The organism is Streptomyces sp. NPDC086080 (genome assembly GCF_044540255.1).
Lineage (GTDB): Bacteria > Actinomycetota > Actinomycetes > Streptomycetales > Streptomycetaceae > Streptomyces.
Genome location: NZ_JBITRU010000009.1, coordinates 201,595 through 217,157 on the forward strand (window position 1 = coordinate 201,595; position 15,563 = coordinate 217,157).

Here is a 15,563-nt window from a genome sequence, read left to right on the forward strand (position 1 = left end):
GACCGCGCGGCGGGAAGACTGGAAGCTGGATCGGGAGGGCCCGTCTGAAGGGAAGGGTCGTGAATGGTTTCCGCAACTTTCTGACCCGGTTCCGGCCGGCTGCCGCGCCCGGCCGGGCCGCACCGACCGGTGTCCCCGCTGACCGTTCCGCGGAACTCCGCGAGGAACTCGCCGCACCGCTCGCCCTGTTCGCGCAGGCGCAGGAGGAAGCGCGGAGCGTGCGCGAGCAGGCCGCCGCGGCCGCCGCGGCGCGCCGTCGTGAAGCCGAACGGCAGGCGGAGGCCATGGTGGCCGCGGCCCACGAGGAGGCCCGGCGGGTGCGGGCCCGCACCGCCGAGCAGGTGCTCCGTACGGCCGAGAGCAGAGCGGCGTCGCTGCTGGCCGCAGCGGATCGTGAGGCCGCCACCGTCCACGACCGGGCCGGCAACCGGATGCCCGTGCTCGCGGGCCGTGTCGTGGAACTGGTGCTGGAGGACCTCGCGGCGGCACCCGCGTCCGCAGCGAAGGGCCTGGGGGCCTCCGGCCGGGAACGGCACGAGGAGGGAGGTCCGTGATGGGCGCCGGATGGGTGGCCGGTGTGACCCGGGCCCGAGTCCTGCGGACCAGGTGCCTCGGCCCCGGGGGCGTCGCGGAGGTGGCCGGCTACCCCACGCTGGACGACGCCCTGCGCCATCTGGCGGCCACCCCTTACCGGGGCGTCCCGGCAGCGGGCGGCGGCTCTCCCGCCGAGGCCCAGCGGGCGATCACGGCGACCCTGCTGTGGCATCTGAGGATCCTCGCCGGCTGGCAGCCCGCCGCCGGCACGGCAGCGGTCCGGGCACTGGCCGCCGGATTCGAGATGTCCAACACGGAACGCCATCTGGCCGCTCTCGTAGCGGGCTCCTCCCCCTCGGGAACATCGGGAACGGAACGCGCCGACCTCTCGCCCTACCGTCTGGGCGCGCTGAGCATCGCCTGGACGCGGCTCTCCCGCACCCGTACACCGGCCGAGCTGCGCGACGCGCTGACGGCCTCGGCCTGGGGCGACCCCGGCGGCGACTCCCCTGCCGCGGTCGCCACCGGCATGCGGATCTCCGCCGCCGTACGGCTCGCCGGCGCCGTGCCCGACGCGGCGCGCTGGGCGGCGGCCCGGCTCGCCCTGCTGCTGGGCCGGGAGATGTTCGTCGTGGGCCGCCGCCTCACCGACGTCTCCGCCCACCGGGCCGCGCGTGTGCTCGGGCCCCGCGCCGTGGACGCGCGCTCCTACGCCGACTTCCGGCAGGCGCTGCCGGACACCGCGGGATGGCTGCTGGAGGACGTCGGCGAGGCCGCGGATCTGTGGCGGGCCGAGGCACGGTGGTGGGACGCCGTGGAACGGGACGGGCGGGACATGCTGCGCCGTTCCCGGTTCGGTCCCCGGCCGGTCGTGGGAGCCGTGGCCCTGCTGTCGGCCGACGCGTGGCGCACGCGGGGCGCGCTGGAACTGGCCGCCCGCGGCGGGGGCCGGGGAGACCGGCCGGCGGAGGTCCTCGATGGTCCGGGCTGAGTCGATGGTTCCGGTCCGGATGCGCCGGGTGGCCGTCGTGGCGCCGGAGCCGGCGCTGCGGGAGACCCTGGTGCGGATCGCCGAGGCGGGCTGTGTCGAGATCGACCTGGCGGGTGACGGCGGGCAGGACATCCGCGGTCCGGCCGCGTCGCGTCTGCGGCGTCTGCGCGGCGAGCCCGAACGGGCCGTGCTCAGTGCCGCGCCGCCCGACCTGGAGGCGCTGGAGCGGGAGGGCCGCGCGGATCTTCTGGCGGGTGAGGCGCAGCTGGAGGAGCGGCTGGGCAGTGCGGTCCGGCACGGTGCGGTCGCGGCCGTGGCCGGGTGGTGCCCGGAGGCGGAGGTGGAAGCGACGGCCGCGCGCATCGCAGGCGCGGGGGGCGCGCTGATACCGCTGCGGACCCCACGCGGTGTCGATCCGCCCACGCTGCTGACCGGCGCGGCGGCGGAGCCCCCGGGGCACCGGCCACGGACCGTGCGTCGCTCCTTCACGCCACTGGTCACCACGTACGGAACCGTTCCCTACGCCGACCTCGACCCCACCCTGCCCGCCGGCATCGCGTATGTGGTGATGTTCGGTCTGATGTTCGGCGACGCGGGGCACGGGCTGCTGCTGCTCGCCATCGCGCTGGTGCTGCGGGCCGGACGGCCGCGCCGGGCGGAGACGCTGCGCCCGCTGTGGCCGTTCGTCGCCGCGGCCGGGCTGGCCGCCACCCTCGCCGGGGTGGCGTACGGCGAGTTCTTCGGCCCGACCGGTGTCCTGCCCGTGCTGTGGCTGGAACCGCTGGAGGAACCCGTGCGGCTGCTGACCGCCGCCGTGGGTCTTGGCGCCGTCCTGCTCGCCGTCGCGTACGGCGCGGGGATCGTCAACCGCCTCCGGGAGGGCGGACCCGCCGCGGCCCTGTACGCGACGTCCGGCGTCGCCGGGGCGGCGGTCTTCCTCGGTCTCGCCGCCCTCGTCGGCTCTGTGTGGCTGGGGCAGGCCGTGTACGGGATCGTGGGCGCCGCGGTCGCCGCCGCCGGACTGGGCCTTGCGGCCGTGGGCGTGTACGCGGGCACGCCGGGCGGCGCGGCCGGCGCCGTGCAGACCGGCGTGCAGCTGTTCGACGTGGTGGTGCGGATCGGCTCGAACGTCGTCTCGTTCGCGCGACTGGCCGCCTTCGGTCTCACCCATGCGGCCCTGGGGGCCATCGTCTGGGACGGTACGACGTCACTGGCGGGCGGGGGTCCGGCGGGCGTGGTCGCGGCGGTGCTCGTCTTCCTGCTCGGCAATGCCCTGGCCTTCGCGCTGGAGGCACTGGTGGCAGGCGTCCAGGCGTTGCGTCTGGAGTTCTACGAGCTGTTCTCCCGGCTCTTCGAGACCGAGGGCCGGCCTTTCACACCCTGGCATCTGCCCGTACAGCACCTCACGGCCCCGGCCGGTGAGGCCGCGGCGCGGGCGGCCGCCGAACGCGGTCCGGCGAGGGAGGAGGAAGTGTGATCACCTGGATTCTGGCCCTGCCCGTCCTCGTGGCGGGGTTCATCGGCGTACGCCTGCTGCTGCGGCGGTCCGGCCGGCCGGCCTTGTGGTGGATGGTCGGCGCCGACGCCGTACTGCTGGTGGCCGCCACCGTGGTGCTGACCCTGGCGGCCGGCGGAGGGTCCGCGCAGGCCGCGACCTCGGCCGCGGAGACCTCCGGCTCGGGCTCCGCGGCGCTGATCGGTGCCGCGATCGCGGTGGCCGCGTCGACGATCGGGGCGGGCATCGCCGTGGCGTACACGGGCGCGGCGGCTCTGGCGGCGCTCAGCGAGCGGCCCGAGCTCTTCGGCCGCACCATGGTCATCGTGGGTCTCGCCGAGGGCATCGCCATCTACGGACTGGTCGTCGCGGTCATCCTCATCGGGAAGGCATGACCATGGGCCGCGTCGCCGCCATCGGGGAGCGGTCCCGGGTGGGGGGCCTGGCACTGGCCGGGGTGCAGGTCCTCGTCGCCGACGGCCCCGAGGTCGTGCGCCGGGCCTGGCGGGACCTGCCGGAGGGCATCGACCTGGTGATCCTCACCCCGGCCGCCGCCGAGGCACTGCGGTCCGGCCTCGCGGCTCCCCCGGGGCGCCGCCCGCTGACCGCCGTGATGCCGCCATGAACCCGGCGCCCGACCGGACGGCGGACCCCCTCCACCCGGTGCGGGCGGAGCTGCTGCGGGCCGCCCGCGCCGATGCCGAGGCGCTGCTGGCCCGCACCGAGCAGGAGACGGACGCCCTGCTGGAGCAGGCCCGCGCCGAGGCGCGGGCCGTCCTGGACGAGGCCCGCCGCCAGGGCGGGACCGACGGCGCGGACGCCGCCCGCGATCTCCTCGTCAGGGCCCGGCGCGAGGCCAGGTCCCGCACGCTGGCCGCGCGCCGGGAGGCGTACGACGACCTGCGCCGCGAGGCCGGCGAACAGCTCCGTGCGCTGCGCCGGAGCGAGGGCTACGCCGAGCTGCGGGAGCGTCTGGAGCACCGCGCCCGTGATCTCCTCGGCCCCGGCGCCGAGGTGACCGGACACCCCGAGGGGGGCGTGCTGGCCCGGGCACCGGGGAGACGGGTCGACCTGTCGTTGCCGACGCTCGCCGGGCGCGCGCTGGACCGGCTCGGAGGGGAGGTGCGGACTCTGTGGGAGACCTGACGGAAGACCCGGCCCGGCGGCCGGCCTCCCGGATCCTGCGCGTCACCGGCCCCCTGGTCGAGGCGGAGTACACGGGCGGTGTCGCCATGTACGACCTGGTGTCGGTCGGTCCGGCCGGACTGCCCGGCGAGGTCGTGGCGATCAGCGGGGACGTCATCACGATCCAGGCGTACGAGTACACGGGCGGACTGGCTCCCGGACACCCCGCGCTGCCGCAGGGCCGTCCGCTGTCGGTGCGCCTCGGCGCCGGACTGCTCGGCGGCGTCTTCGACGGTCTGCTGCGCCCTCTGTCCACCGCCGGCGACTGGCTGCTGCCCGGCACGCACCGCCGGACGGCCGGAGTCGGCGCCGCGTCCTTCTCGCCTACGGTGGCGCGGGGAGAACGGGTGGTCGAGGGCCAGGCGCTGGGGGAACTCGGCGGCGCGGGTCCCGTGCGGCCGAAGGTCCTCGTGCCACCCGGCTGCGGGGGCGAGGTCGAGGAGATCGCCGGTGCCGGAGAGTACGCCGGGGACGCCGTGGTGGCCGTGGTGGGCGGCACCCGGGTGACGGCCGGCGCCCTGTGGCCGGTGCGCCGGCCGCGGCCCGCGCGTGAACGCGTCGACAGCCGCGCGGCGCTGAACACCGGGCAACGGGTGATCGACCTGCTGTTCCCGGTGGCCCGGGGCAGCACGGTGGCGGTGCCGGGCGGCTTCGGCACCGGCAAGACGATGCTGCTGCAGCAGATCGCCAAGTGGTGCGACGCGGACGTCATCGTCTACGTGGGCTGCGGGGAGCGCGGCAACGAGATGGCCGACGTCATCAGCGACCTGTCGGAGCTCCGCGACCCGCGCACCGGCGGTCGTCTCGCGGACCGCACCGTGGTCATCGCCAACACCTCCAACATGCCGATGATGGCCCGGGAGGCGAGCGTGTACACGGGCATGACGGTCGCCGAATACTTCCGGGACATGGGCCTGGACGTGGTCGTCATCGCCGACTCGACCTCCCGGTGGGCCGAGGCGCTGCGCGAGTTCGCCTCCCGCACCGGCGCGCTGCCCGCCGAGGAGGGGTACCCGGCCGGACTGGCGTCGGCCGTCGCCGCCTTCTACGAGCGGGCCGCCGCCGTCACCACCCTCGGCGGGGCCCCCGGCTCGGTGACCGTGATCGGCGCCGTCTCCCCGCCCGGCGGGGACATGACGGAACCGGTGACCGCGCACACGGAACGCTTCGTGCGCTGTGTGTGGAGCCTCGACCGCGACCTGGCCTACGCCCGCCACTACCCGGCGGTCTCCTGGGCGGGGTCCTTCTCCCGGGACGTGCCGGTGCTGGCCGCCGGACACCGGACGGCCGGCGATCCGGCCTGGGCCGGGCGCCGCGACCGGGTGGGGGCGGTGCTGGCGGAGGCCGGCCGGCTGGCCGATCTCGTCGACCTGATCGGCATCGCCGCCCTGCCCCCGCGCGAGCGCGTCAGCGTGCTGGCGGGGAGGCTGGTCCGCGAAGGAGTGCTCCAGCAGAGTGCCCTGTCGGAGCGGGACGCGTACTGCGGCCCGGAGAAGACGGCCGCCCTGGCCGACGCCGTCCTCGCGGTCGCCGACCGCTGCCGCGCACTCGTGGACGCGGGCGTCCCGGCGTCCACGGTCGAGGAGACGGACTTCGGTCCGATGCTGCGCGCCCGTGAGGACACCGGCCCGCACGATGCCGCCGGGGTGGCGCAGCGGCGCGAGGCGATGCTCGCGCGGCTGGGGGCCATACGGCCGTGAACCCGCCGGGTGGAATCGAGTACACGACGGTGCGCGAGCTGCGCGGGCCGCTCGCGGTCGTCGGGGGTGTGTCGGGAATCGGCTGGGACGAGGACGTACGCATCACCCTGGCCTCGGGCGAGGTGCGCCACGGCGTGGTCCTGGACGCCGACCGCGACCTGGCGGTCGTCCAGGTGCTGGAGGGCACGTCCAGCATGGATCCGGCGGGGGTCCGGGCGGCCTTCTCCGGCAGCCCGCTGCGCGTCCCGGTGGGCGCGGACTGGCTGGGCCGGGTCTGCAACGGCCGGGGCGAGCCGCTCGACGGCGGCCCGCCGGTGTTCGGCTCCCACCATGCCGAGGTGGGCGGCGCTCCCCTCAACCCGGTACGGCGTGAGCCGCCGTCCGAGCCGGTGCTCACCGGGGTGGGCGCGGTCGACGCCCTGACGACGCTGGTACGCGGGCAGAAACTGGCGGTGTTCTCCGTGGCCGGGCTGCCCCATCTGGAGCTGGCCGCGCAGATCGCCGCGCAGGCCACCGCCGCCGGCGCGGCGTTCAGCGTCGTCTTCGCGGGCATGGGACTCACCCACGCCGACGCCTCCTTCGTGCGCGACGCCCTGGAGGAACGGTCCGCCGCCGGGGAACTGGTCCTGCTGCTGAACACCGCCGACGACCCGGTGATCGAACGGATCCTCACCCCGCGCATCGCGCTCACCGTCGCCGAGCACCTCGCCTTCACCGGGGGACGGCACGTCCTGGTCGTGATGACCGACATGACGACGTACGCCGAGGCCCTGCGGGAGGTGTCCGCCGCCCGTGGCGAGATCCCCGCCCGCCGCGCCTACCCCGGCTACCTCTACAGCGACCTGGCCTCCCTGTACGAACGCTGCGGACGCGTCCGGGGACGGCCGGGCTCGGTCACCGTGCTGCCGGTGCTCACCATGCCCGCGGGCGACATCACGCACCCGGTGCCGGACCTGACCGGGTACATCACCGAGGGGCAGATCGTGCTCTCGCCCGAGACGCACGCGCGGGGCGTGTATCCGCCGCTGGACGCGCTGTCCTCGCTGTCCCGGCTGATGCGCAGGGGCGCGGGGCCCGGCCGTACCCGTGAGGACCATCTCGAGGTCGCCGCCCAACTGCTGGCCGCGCTCGCCCGGGCCCGGCAGGTCCGCGACCTCGCGGACCTCGTCGGCGGGGCGGCCCTCAACCCGACGGACCGCCGGTACCTGGACTTCGAGGAGGCGTTCCTGCGCGATTTCACCGACCAGCCGAGCGACGCGCCACGCGACCTCGGCACCGCGCTGGATCGCGCCTGGCGTGCCCTGCTCACCCTGCCCCGGGGTCAGCTCTCGATGCTTCCGGCACGGCTTCTCGAAGCACACGGTGCGCAGGACCTCGAACATCCCGACGGGGAGGTGCCACGATGACCGCCGCGCGTCGTACCCCACCCGGCCGCGCGGGACGGCTCCGTCTGCGGCACAGCCTCGACGTCGCCGAGCGCGGAGCCGACCTGCTGGAGCACAAGCTGCGCATTCTCCGCACCGAGCACGACCGGCTGCTGCGCGTGGCGGAGGAGGCCGGCCGGACCTGGCGGGACCAGCTGTCCGGGGCCGAGACCTGGCTGCTCCGGGGTGTGCTGCTGGGAGGGGAACCGGCCCTCGAGTCGGCTGCCGCGGGCATCGCCCCCGCCGAGGTGTCGGTCGGCTGGACCGTCCTCATGGGGGTGCGCCTCCCGGCGTCGGTCTCCGTGTCCGTGGCGCCCCGCCCCGCCACGGCCGCCGCGCCCTCCAACACCGCCCTGGTGCACGCCGAGGCGGCCTGTGCCGATGCCGTGCGCGCCGCGGCCGAGTACGCCGCCGCTCACGCCGCCGCCGAGTTGGTGGGCGCGGAGGTCGTCAGCACCCGGCACCGGGTCCGCGCCCTGCGCCGCCACTGGATTCCCCGCCTGCGGGAGGCACTCCACCGGGCCGGCCTGGCCCTGGAGCAGTCCGAGCACGAGGACGCTGTCCGGCGGCGGTGGGCCGCTCGCGGCGCCGGCCGGTGACCGTTCGACGTCGGGCGCCGGCGATCGGGACAGGGGAGCCGGACGGTCCTGGGCGAGGGCCATGAGTCCCATGGCGCCAGGACGTCACCCGGGTGAGTCTGGAGGGAGCGGGAAACGCTGCGGACCCGGGAGGCACAGTGGCTGGTTTGGTGATCGTCGGCGTGGACGGGTCGGCGTCGAGTCTCGCCGCGGTGGAGGCGGCCGCGCGGGAGGCCCGGGCGCGGAAGGCCGCGCTGAAGGTGGTGCATGCCTTCCTCTGGCCCGCCATGCACGTTCCCCTGGGTCCGTCGCCCCTGGGTCCGCCCGGGGGCGGAATCCAGAACTCGGTCGAGCGCCTGGTGGCGGAGGCGGTGGAGCGTGCCCGGGCCGCGGCACCGGAGGTGGAGGTGTCGGACGCGGTGGTGGCGGGCGAGCCGTTGACGGTGCTGGAGGCGCAGTCGCGCGCCGCCGAGCTGGTGGTCGTCGGATCCCGCGGGATGGGCGGGTTCGTCGGGCTGATGGTGGGTTCGACGGCGGTGCATCTCGCGGCGCACGCCCACTGCCCCGTCCTGGTCGTACGCGAGGAGGCCCGTCCGGACGGTCCGGTCGTGGTGGGCGTCGACGGCTCCCCCGCCGGGGACAGGGCGGTGGAGTTCGCCTTCGAAGCGGCCGAGCTGTACGGAACCACCCTGGTCGCGCTGCACGCCTGGACCACCTGGAACGCGCCGCTGCCCGCCCCGCAGGACCCGTCCGAGCCGTACGCGAACCCGGCCGAGGCGCTCGGTCAGGAGGAGGAACGGCTGCTGTCGGAGGCACTGGCCGGGCATCAGGAGCGGCACCCGGACGTGACCGTGGAGCACAAGCTGGTGCACGGACCCACCCGTGAGGCCCTGATCGAGGCGAGCCGGGACGCCCGGCTGATGGTGGCCGGGGCCCGGGGGCGAGGTGGCTTCGCCGGGCTGCTGCTGGGGTCGGTCAGCCAGGCGCTGCTGCATCACGCGCACTGTCCGGTCGCCGTGGTACGGGAAGGGGGCGGGCGGCGCTGAGGGCGACCACCCCGGCCAGGTGGCGGACTCCTCCTCGACCGAGGAACCGCCCGTGTACGAGAGGGACCGTACGGCCCTCGATCAGCCCGGCGCCCGCGCCGGATCCTGGGACAGGGCGAAGCAACCGGCCGAACCGGCCGGTGGTCCCCCCTGGCCGATGCCCGTCGTGAACCGCTGACCGGTGAGGAATGCCATGATGCGCACCCATCCCGCCGACGACACCCGCCGGGCCGCCTCGCGGACGGCGCCGGACCCTGCCACGGCAGCGGCGGGGCCGTCCTGGCTCGAACCCGTCCTCCTGGTGGTCACGGCCTCGGCGCTCACGGCAGGGGGCATCCTCTGGCTGCTGGGCCACGGTGGTGCCGCCGATCTGTGCTGGGCGCTGGGCACGGCCTTCGCCGTCGTGCCCGCGATCGGCTGGGTGGTGGCCGCGCTGCGGCGCGGTCACGCCGGCGTGGATCTCATCGCGGTTCTGGCGCTCGGCGGCACCCTGGCCGTCGGCGAGTATCTCGCCGGGGCACTGATCGGTCTGATGCTGGCCACCGGCCGCACACTGGAGGCCGCCGCGCAGCGGCGTGCCTCCCACGATCTGCGCGCGCTGCTCGCGCACACGCCCCGCACCGCCCGTCGGCGCGCCGGCGCCGAGGTCCGCCGGGTGCCCGTCTCCGAGGTCGCCGTGGGGGACCTTCTCGTCGTCGGTGCGGGCGAGGTCGTCCCCGTCGACGGGGAGGTGGTGGGTCCGGCGGCCGTCCTCGACGAGTCGGTGCTCACGGGCGAGTCCGCGCCGGTGGAACGGCCGCCCGGGCAGACGGTGCGCAGCGGCGTCGTGAACGCGGGCGGGGCCTTCGACCTGCAGGCCACGGCGACCGAGCAGGACAGCACCTACGCCGGGATCGTGCGGCTGGCCCGGCAGGCGGGCGCGGAGGCGGCCCCCGTCGTGCGGCTGGCCGACCGTTACGCGGCCTGGTTCCTGCCGCTCGCGGTGGCGGTCGCGGGGCTGGCCTGGCTGCTGAGCGGCTCCGCGGTGCGGGCCGTGGCCGTGCTGGTGGTCGCCACCCCCTGCCCGCTGCTGCTCGCCGCGCCGGTGGCGATCGTCTCCGGTCTGTCCCGGGCGTCCCGGCTGGGCGTGGTGGTCCGGGACGGTGGCGCGCTGGAGCGCCTGGGGCGGGCCCGCACGCTGCTGCTCGACAAGACCGGCACGCTCACCGGCGGTCGCCCGCGCGTGGTCGACGTGACCGCGGCTCCCGGTTGGCGGCCCGCCGAGGTGCTGCGGCTGGCGGCCACGGTGGACCAGTACTCACCGCACGTCCTCGCGCACGCCATCGTGGACGCGGCCCGTGAGCGGGGGCTGGAACCGTCGGAGGCGACGGATGTGTCGGAGGAGGCCGGGCGGGGCGCGCACGGCGTGGTCGAGGGCCGCAGGACGGCCGTCGGCCGTCTGGAACCCGGAACGCCCGTCCCGGACTGGGCGCGGGCGGCGGAGAACCGGGCCCTGCTGGACGGCTCCGCCGTCGCCTGGCTCACCGTCGGCACCACCCCCGTGGGGGCCGTCATGCTGCGCGATCCGCTGCGTCACGACGCGCCCCGCACGCTGCGGCGGCTGCGTACGGCCGGCATCGACCGGATCGTGATGCTCACCGGCGACCGGCCCGAGCCCGCCCGCGAGATCGCGGCCGTCCTGGGGCTGGACGGCGTGCGGGCCGAACTGACCCCGGCCGACAAGGTCGCCGCGGTGCGCGCGGAGCGCGAGCGTGCCGTCACCGTCATGGTCGGCGACGGCGTGAACGACGCGCCCGCGCTCGCCGTCGCGGACGTCGGCGTGGCCATGGGGGCACGGGGTTCCACCGCGTCCTCCGAGGCCGCCGACATCGTCCTCACCACGGACCGGGTGGACCGGCTGGCCGATGCCACGGCGATCGCCGTACGGTCGCGCCGTATCGCCGTGCAGAGCGCCCTCGGAGGCATGCTCCTGTCGCTGGCGGCCATGGGCGCGGCCGCCGTGGGACTGCTGTCCCCGGCCGTCGGCGCGCTGCTGCAGGAAGGCATCGACGTGGCGGTCATCCTCAACGCGCTGCGCGCCCTGCGCGTGGACCAGGGCGCCCGGCCCACCCTCGAACCCGCCGCCGAGGCCCTGATCCACCGTTTCGCGGCCGAGCACGAGGACCTGCAGGACGTGCTGCAGGCCGTGCGGGACGCCGCGGCACGGCTCTCGGACTCCGGCGGGACCGGGCAGGCCCTGGACTCGGTGCGTGAGGTGAACCGGCTGCTCACCGAGCGGCTGCTGCCGCACGAGTACGCGGAGGAACACGAGCTCTACCCGGCTCTCGAACCGACACTCGGCGGACCCGAGGCGACGGCGACCATGAGCCGCGCCCACGCCGAGATCGAACGGCTGGCCGGGCGGGTGGCCACCCACCTGGCGCTCGCCGAGGCGCAGGGCGCGCTGGAACCCGGGCAGCTCGACGACCTGCGGGCCTGCCTCTACGGCCTGCACACCGTGCTGCGGCTGCACTTCATCCAGGAGGAGGAGAACTACTTCTCGCTGGCTCCCTGACCGCGCCGTCCGCCGCTCGGCGGGCCCGGGTTCAGACCCGTTGCGGAACGACGACGACCGGGCACTCGGCGTGGTGCAGCAGGGCGTGCGCGACCCTGCCGAGCTGCAGGCCGGGATGGCCGCGCCGCCGCAGGGCTCCGACGACGATCAGGTCGGCGTCGGCCGACGCCTCCAGGAGGACCTGGCGGGGAGGGCCCTCGACCGGTGTGCGGGTCACGTCGACGCCCGGGTGTTCCCGCACCGCCTGGAGCAACGCCTCGTCGAGGTTGGCCGACGCGCGTTCCTCGTGCGCGGACGTGCCGCCGTCCGCGGTCCGGGTGGCCTCGGGCCCGGGAGCCGGCCGGCGCCAGGCGCGCACGGCGTGCAGGGTCGAGCCGCGTACCTCGGCCTCCTGGAAGGCGAACCGTACGGTCCCCAGGCACAGGGGCAGGTCACCGACGCCGACCACCACGCGTCCGAAGGCTCCCCGCCGGTTCCGTTCCCCACCGCGGACCACGACGACCGGGCAGGCCGCGCGGGCGGCCACTCCGAGCCCGACCGATCCCAGTGTCAGCCCGGCCAGCTCGCCCCGCCCCCGGGAACCCACGACCAGCGCCCACGCCTCGTGCCCGGCCGACAGCAGTGCGGACACCGGGTCCTCGGGGAGCACGTCGGTCGACACCTTGACCTCCGGACGGCGCAGCCGGGCGCGCTCCGCTCCGGAGGCGACGATGTGCTGGGCGAGGACGTCGCCGGCGGGGCGCTCCCGTGCGAAGGACGGCACTCTGCCTTCGTACCGTTCCCACAGCGAGCCGTGGACCAGCCGCAGCGGCAGCCCGTGCAGCGCGGCCTCCTCCACCGCCCAGTCCAGCGCCGCGAGGCCGGGATCCGAGCCGTCGGCCCCCACCACCAGCGGGATGTCCATGGTCGCCACCGCCTTTCCGTCCTGCCGCTCGCGCGTCCCTCTGCACATACCGTCGCACTGCCCGCAGCCCGCCGCGACCTCCGCACGGCTGTCGTGGGACCGCCCGGGCCACCCGTGCCACCGCCGCCCGGCACGGCCTCCCAGGCCCGGGCACGCGGCGGCCGGCCCTGTCCGGGGTCGTGCGCCCCGGCCGACGTGCGGCCGGGGCCGTGCTCCGCGACCCTGGAAAGGGCAGCGCCGCGAGGAGCACCTATGGGCTGGGAAACGATCCACAAGGACACCGCACCCGTCGTGCCACCCCGTCTCACCGACTACGAAGCGACCCGGTCGGCCTTCACCTGGGACCGGGCGCGCGACGCGCTGGCCGGACTGCCCGGCGGCGGGCTGAACATCGCGCACGAGGCGGTGGACCGGCACGCGGCCTCCGTTCACGCGGACAAGGTCGCGCTGCGGTGCGTCGCGAGGGACGACACCGTCACCGCCGTGACCTACGCCGAGCTGGCCCGGCTCACGTCCCGCTTCGCGAACGTGCTGAGGGAGCTCGGCGTGGGCCGCGGGGACCGTGTGTTCACCCTGCTCGGCCGGTGTCCGGAGCTGTTCACGACGGTGCTGGGCACGTTGAAGAACACCAGTGTGCTCTGCCCGCTGTTCTCCGCCTTCGGTCCCGATCCCGTGGAACAGCGGCTGCGGCTGGGGGCGGCACGGGTGCTGGTGACCACCGCGGCCCTGTACCGGAAGAAGGTGGCCGGTCGCCGGGGCGCGCTGCCCGGTCTGGAGCACGTCCTGATCATCGGGCCCGGTGCCGGGGAGCTGCCCGGCACCATCTCCTACGAGGAGCTGATGAGCGCCGCCGCGGACACCTTCACCATCCCGTCGACCTCCGGCGAGGACATGGCGCTGCTGCACTTCACCAGCGGCACCACCGGCACCCCCAAAGGCGCCGTGCACGTCCACGAGGCGGTGGTCGCCCACCACGCCACCGCCGCGTACGCGCTGGACCTGCACCCCGACGACATGTACTGGTGCACGGCCGACCCCGGCTGGGTCACGGGCATGTCCTACGGCATCATCGCCCCGTTGGCACACGGTGTGACGGTGGTCGTCGACGAGGGCGACTACAACGCCCGCCGCTGGTACCGGATCCTGGGGGAACAGCGGGTCACCGTCTGGTACACGGCACCCACCGCGTTGCGCATGCTCATGCGGGCGACACCGCGTCAGGGCCCGTACGATCTGCCGCGCTCCCACGACCTCTCGGCGCTGCGTTTCGTCGCCTCCGTCGGCGAGCCTCTCAACCCGGAGGCCGTGGTGTGGGGCCGGGACGTGCTGGGTCTGCCGGTGCACGACAACTGGTGGCAGACGGAGACCGGCTGCATCATGATCGCGAACTACGCGGCCTGTGACATACGGCCCGGCTCCATGGGCCGTCCGCTGCCCGGCGTCGGGGCGACCGTGCTGAGGACCGGTGAGGACGGCCGTGCGCTGGTCACGGGTGGCCGGGTCACGGAGGTGGAGAGCGCCGAGGAGGAGGGGGAGCTGGCGCTGTGGCCCGGCTGGCCGTCGATGTTCCGCGGCTATCTGCACGACCGGGAGCGCTACGACGCGGCCTTCGCCGGCGGCTGGTACCTGACCGGCGACCTGGTGCGGCGGGACGCGGACGGCTGGTACTGGTTCGTGGGGCGTGCCGACGACGTGATCAAGTCGGCGGGGCATCTGATCGGCCCGTTCGAGGTGGAGAGCGCGCTGATGGAGCACCCGGCGGTCGCGGAGGCCGGAGTGATCGGACGGCCGGACTCCGTGGCCGGGAACGTCGTCAAGGCCTTCGTGTCGCTGCGCCCCGGTGTCGAGCCGTCCGCCGGTCTGGAGCGTGAGCTGCTGGGTTTCGCCCGCCGGCGGCTGGGCCCGGCCGTCGCGCCCAGGGAGATGGCGTTCGACCAGAATCTGCCCAGGACGCGCAGCGGCAAGGTCATGCGCCGAGTGCTGCGTGCGCGGGAACTCGGTCTGCCCACCGGTGACGTGTCGACCCTGGAGGGATCCGTATGAGCGCGGCCCGCCCCACCGCCCGTCCCCGCAAGGACCCGGCGTCCCCCAAGCCCGGCAGGAGGACCACGAAGGCCGAGCGGCAGGAGCGCACCGGTCCGCCGCCGGCTGGCCGGACGGACACCGGGCACCGGACGGACCTGCTGGAGGGCATGCTCCGCATCCGGCGTTTCGAGGAACGGTGCGTGGAGTTGTACAGCGCCTCGAAGATCCGCGGCTTCGTCCACCTCTACATCGGTGAGGAGGCCGTCGCCGTCGGCGTCAACGAGGCACTGACGCCCGAGGACGCGGTCGTCTCCACGTATCGCGAACACGGTCACGCACTGGCCCGCGGCCTCACGGCCGAGGCCGTCATGGCGGAGATGTACGGGAAGGCGACCGGATGCAGCGGCGGACGGGGCGGGTCCATGCACTTGTTCGACGCGCACCGCCGCTTCTACGGCGGCAGCGCGATCGTCGCCGGCGGCCTGCCCCTGGCCGCCGGACTGGCCCTGGTCGGCCGAATGCGCGGCCTGCCCCGCGTCACCTGCTGCTTCTTCGGCGACGGGGCCTTCGCCGAGGGCGCGTTCCACGAGACGGCGAACCTCGCCGCCCTGTGGAATCTTCCTCTCCTGCTGGTCTGCGAGAACAACCTGTACGCCATGGGCACGGCGCTCGCCCGGGAGCACGCGCAGACGGACCTGGCGATGCGCGCCGCCTCGTACGGCATGCCCGCCTGGGCCGTGGACGGCATGGACGTCGACGCCGTACGGCAGGCCGCACGGCGGGCCGTCGAAGGCATCCGGGCGGGCACCGGACCGCACTTCCTGGAGCTGCGCACCTACCGGTTCCGCGCCCACTCCATGTACGACCCGGACCGCTACCGCGACAAGGCGGAGATCGAGCACTGGAAGTCCCTCGACCCCATCGACCGGCTGACGGAGGACCTGCGCGACCACCACGAGCTGGACGACGACGAGCTCGTCCGGATCGAGCAGCAGATCGCCAAGGAGATCGACCACGCGGTGGAAGCGGCCGAGCAGGCCCCGGAGGAGCCGGTCGAGGACCTGCTCCGCCACGTCACTTCAGAGCGTTCTCCGAGGAGGTGATCCGACCGTGGGCACCAGCCGGAC

14 protein-coding genes are annotated in these 15,563 nt (G+C 75.2%); 13 read left to right on the forward strand and 1 reads right to left on the reverse strand.

The window, feature by feature from the left end; genetic code table 11:
• The first annotated feature begins 59 nt into the window (after positions 1-59).
• The 11 genes from ACIF9R_RS14465 (at position 60) to ACIF9R_RS14515 (ending at position 11,507) form a co-directional block, all read left to right on the forward strand.
• A complete protein-coding gene (locus ACIF9R_RS14465; RefSeq protein WP_399979012.1) occupies positions 60-554 on the forward strand; it encodes a hypothetical protein in 495 nt (164 codons plus the stop codon).
• Complete coding sequence (locus ACIF9R_RS14470; RefSeq protein ID WP_399979015.1) at positions 554-1,525, forward strand: hypothetical protein; 972 nt, start codon at positions 554-556, stop codon at positions 1,523-1,525. The genes ACIF9R_RS14465 and ACIF9R_RS14470 overlap by 1 nt, the downstream gene beginning before the upstream one ends.
• Positions 1,512-3,002, forward strand: coding sequence for a V-type ATPase 116kDa subunit family protein (locus ACIF9R_RS14475; protein ID WP_399979017.1), 1,491 nt, complete (start codon positions 1,512-1,514; stop codon positions 3,000-3,002). Before ACIF9R_RS14470 ends, ACIF9R_RS14475 begins: the two co-directional genes overlap by 14 nt.
• A complete protein-coding gene (locus ACIF9R_RS14480) occupies positions 2,999-3,415 on the forward strand; it encodes an ATP synthase subunit C (RefSeq protein WP_399979020.1) in 417 nt (138 codons plus the stop codon). The genes ACIF9R_RS14475 and ACIF9R_RS14480 overlap by 4 nt, the downstream gene beginning before the upstream one ends.
• The gene (locus tag ACIF9R_RS14485; RefSeq protein WP_399979022.1) at positions 3,412-3,645 is read left to right on the forward strand and encodes a V-type ATP synthase subunit F; all 234 of its coding nucleotides are present in this window, start codon (positions 3,412-3,414) and stop codon (positions 3,643-3,645) included. Before ACIF9R_RS14480 ends, ACIF9R_RS14485 begins: the two co-directional genes overlap by 4 nt.
• Complete coding sequence (locus ACIF9R_RS14490; protein ID WP_399979025.1) at positions 3,642-4,166, forward strand: hypothetical protein; 525 nt, start codon at positions 3,642-3,644, stop codon at positions 4,164-4,166. Before ACIF9R_RS14485 ends, ACIF9R_RS14490 begins: the two co-directional genes overlap by 4 nt.
• Entirely contained in the window at positions 4,154-5,905 is a 1,752-nt protein-coding gene (locus ACIF9R_RS14495) for a V-type ATP synthase subunit A (RefSeq protein WP_399979028.1), read from the forward strand. Before ACIF9R_RS14490 ends, ACIF9R_RS14495 begins: the two co-directional genes overlap by 13 nt.
• A complete protein-coding gene (locus ACIF9R_RS14500) occupies positions 5,902-7,311 on the forward strand; it encodes a V-type ATP synthase subunit B (protein ID WP_399979031.1) in 1,410 nt (469 codons plus the stop codon). Before ACIF9R_RS14495 ends, ACIF9R_RS14500 begins: the two co-directional genes overlap by 4 nt.
• Positions 7,308-7,928 (forward strand): V-type ATP synthase subunit D, encoded by a 621-nt coding sequence (locus tag ACIF9R_RS14505; protein WP_399979034.1) that lies wholly within the window; start codon positions 7,308-7,310, stop codon positions 7,926-7,928. Before ACIF9R_RS14500 ends, ACIF9R_RS14505 begins: the two co-directional genes overlap by 4 nt.
• A 137-nt stretch (positions 7,929-8,065) precedes the next feature.
• Entirely contained in the window at positions 8,066-8,953 is an 888-nt protein-coding gene (locus ACIF9R_RS14510) for a universal stress protein (protein ID WP_399979036.1), read from the forward strand.
• A 193-nt stretch (positions 8,954-9,146) separates the two neighbouring features.
• Positions 9,147-11,507, forward strand: coding sequence for a heavy metal translocating P-type ATPase (locus ACIF9R_RS14515; RefSeq protein WP_399979039.1), 2,361 nt, complete (start codon positions 9,147-9,149; stop codon positions 11,505-11,507).
• Positions 11,508-11,538: 31 nt separating this feature from the next.
• Here ACIF9R_RS14515 and ACIF9R_RS14520 read toward each other — a convergent pair whose 3' ends face one another.
• A complete protein-coding gene (locus ACIF9R_RS14520) occupies positions 11,539-12,411 on the reverse strand; it encodes a universal stress protein (RefSeq protein ID WP_399979111.1) in 873 nt (290 codons plus the stop codon).
• Positions 12,412-12,663: 252 nt separating this feature from the next.
• Here ACIF9R_RS14520 and acsA point away from each other — a divergent pair, with 252 nt between their 5' ends.
• Complete coding sequence (gene acsA, locus ACIF9R_RS14525) at positions 12,664-14,454, forward strand: acetate--CoA ligase (RefSeq protein WP_399979041.1); 1,791 nt, start codon at positions 12,664-12,666, stop codon at positions 14,452-14,454.
• The gene (pdhA, locus tag ACIF9R_RS14530) at positions 14,451-15,539 is read left to right on the forward strand and encodes a pyruvate dehydrogenase (acetyl-transferring) E1 component subunit alpha (protein WP_399979044.1); all 1,089 of its coding nucleotides are present in this window, start codon (positions 14,451-14,453) and stop codon (positions 15,537-15,539) included. The genes acsA and pdhA overlap by 4 nt, the downstream gene beginning before the upstream one ends.
• Positions 15,540-15,563 lie beyond the last annotated feature (24 nt).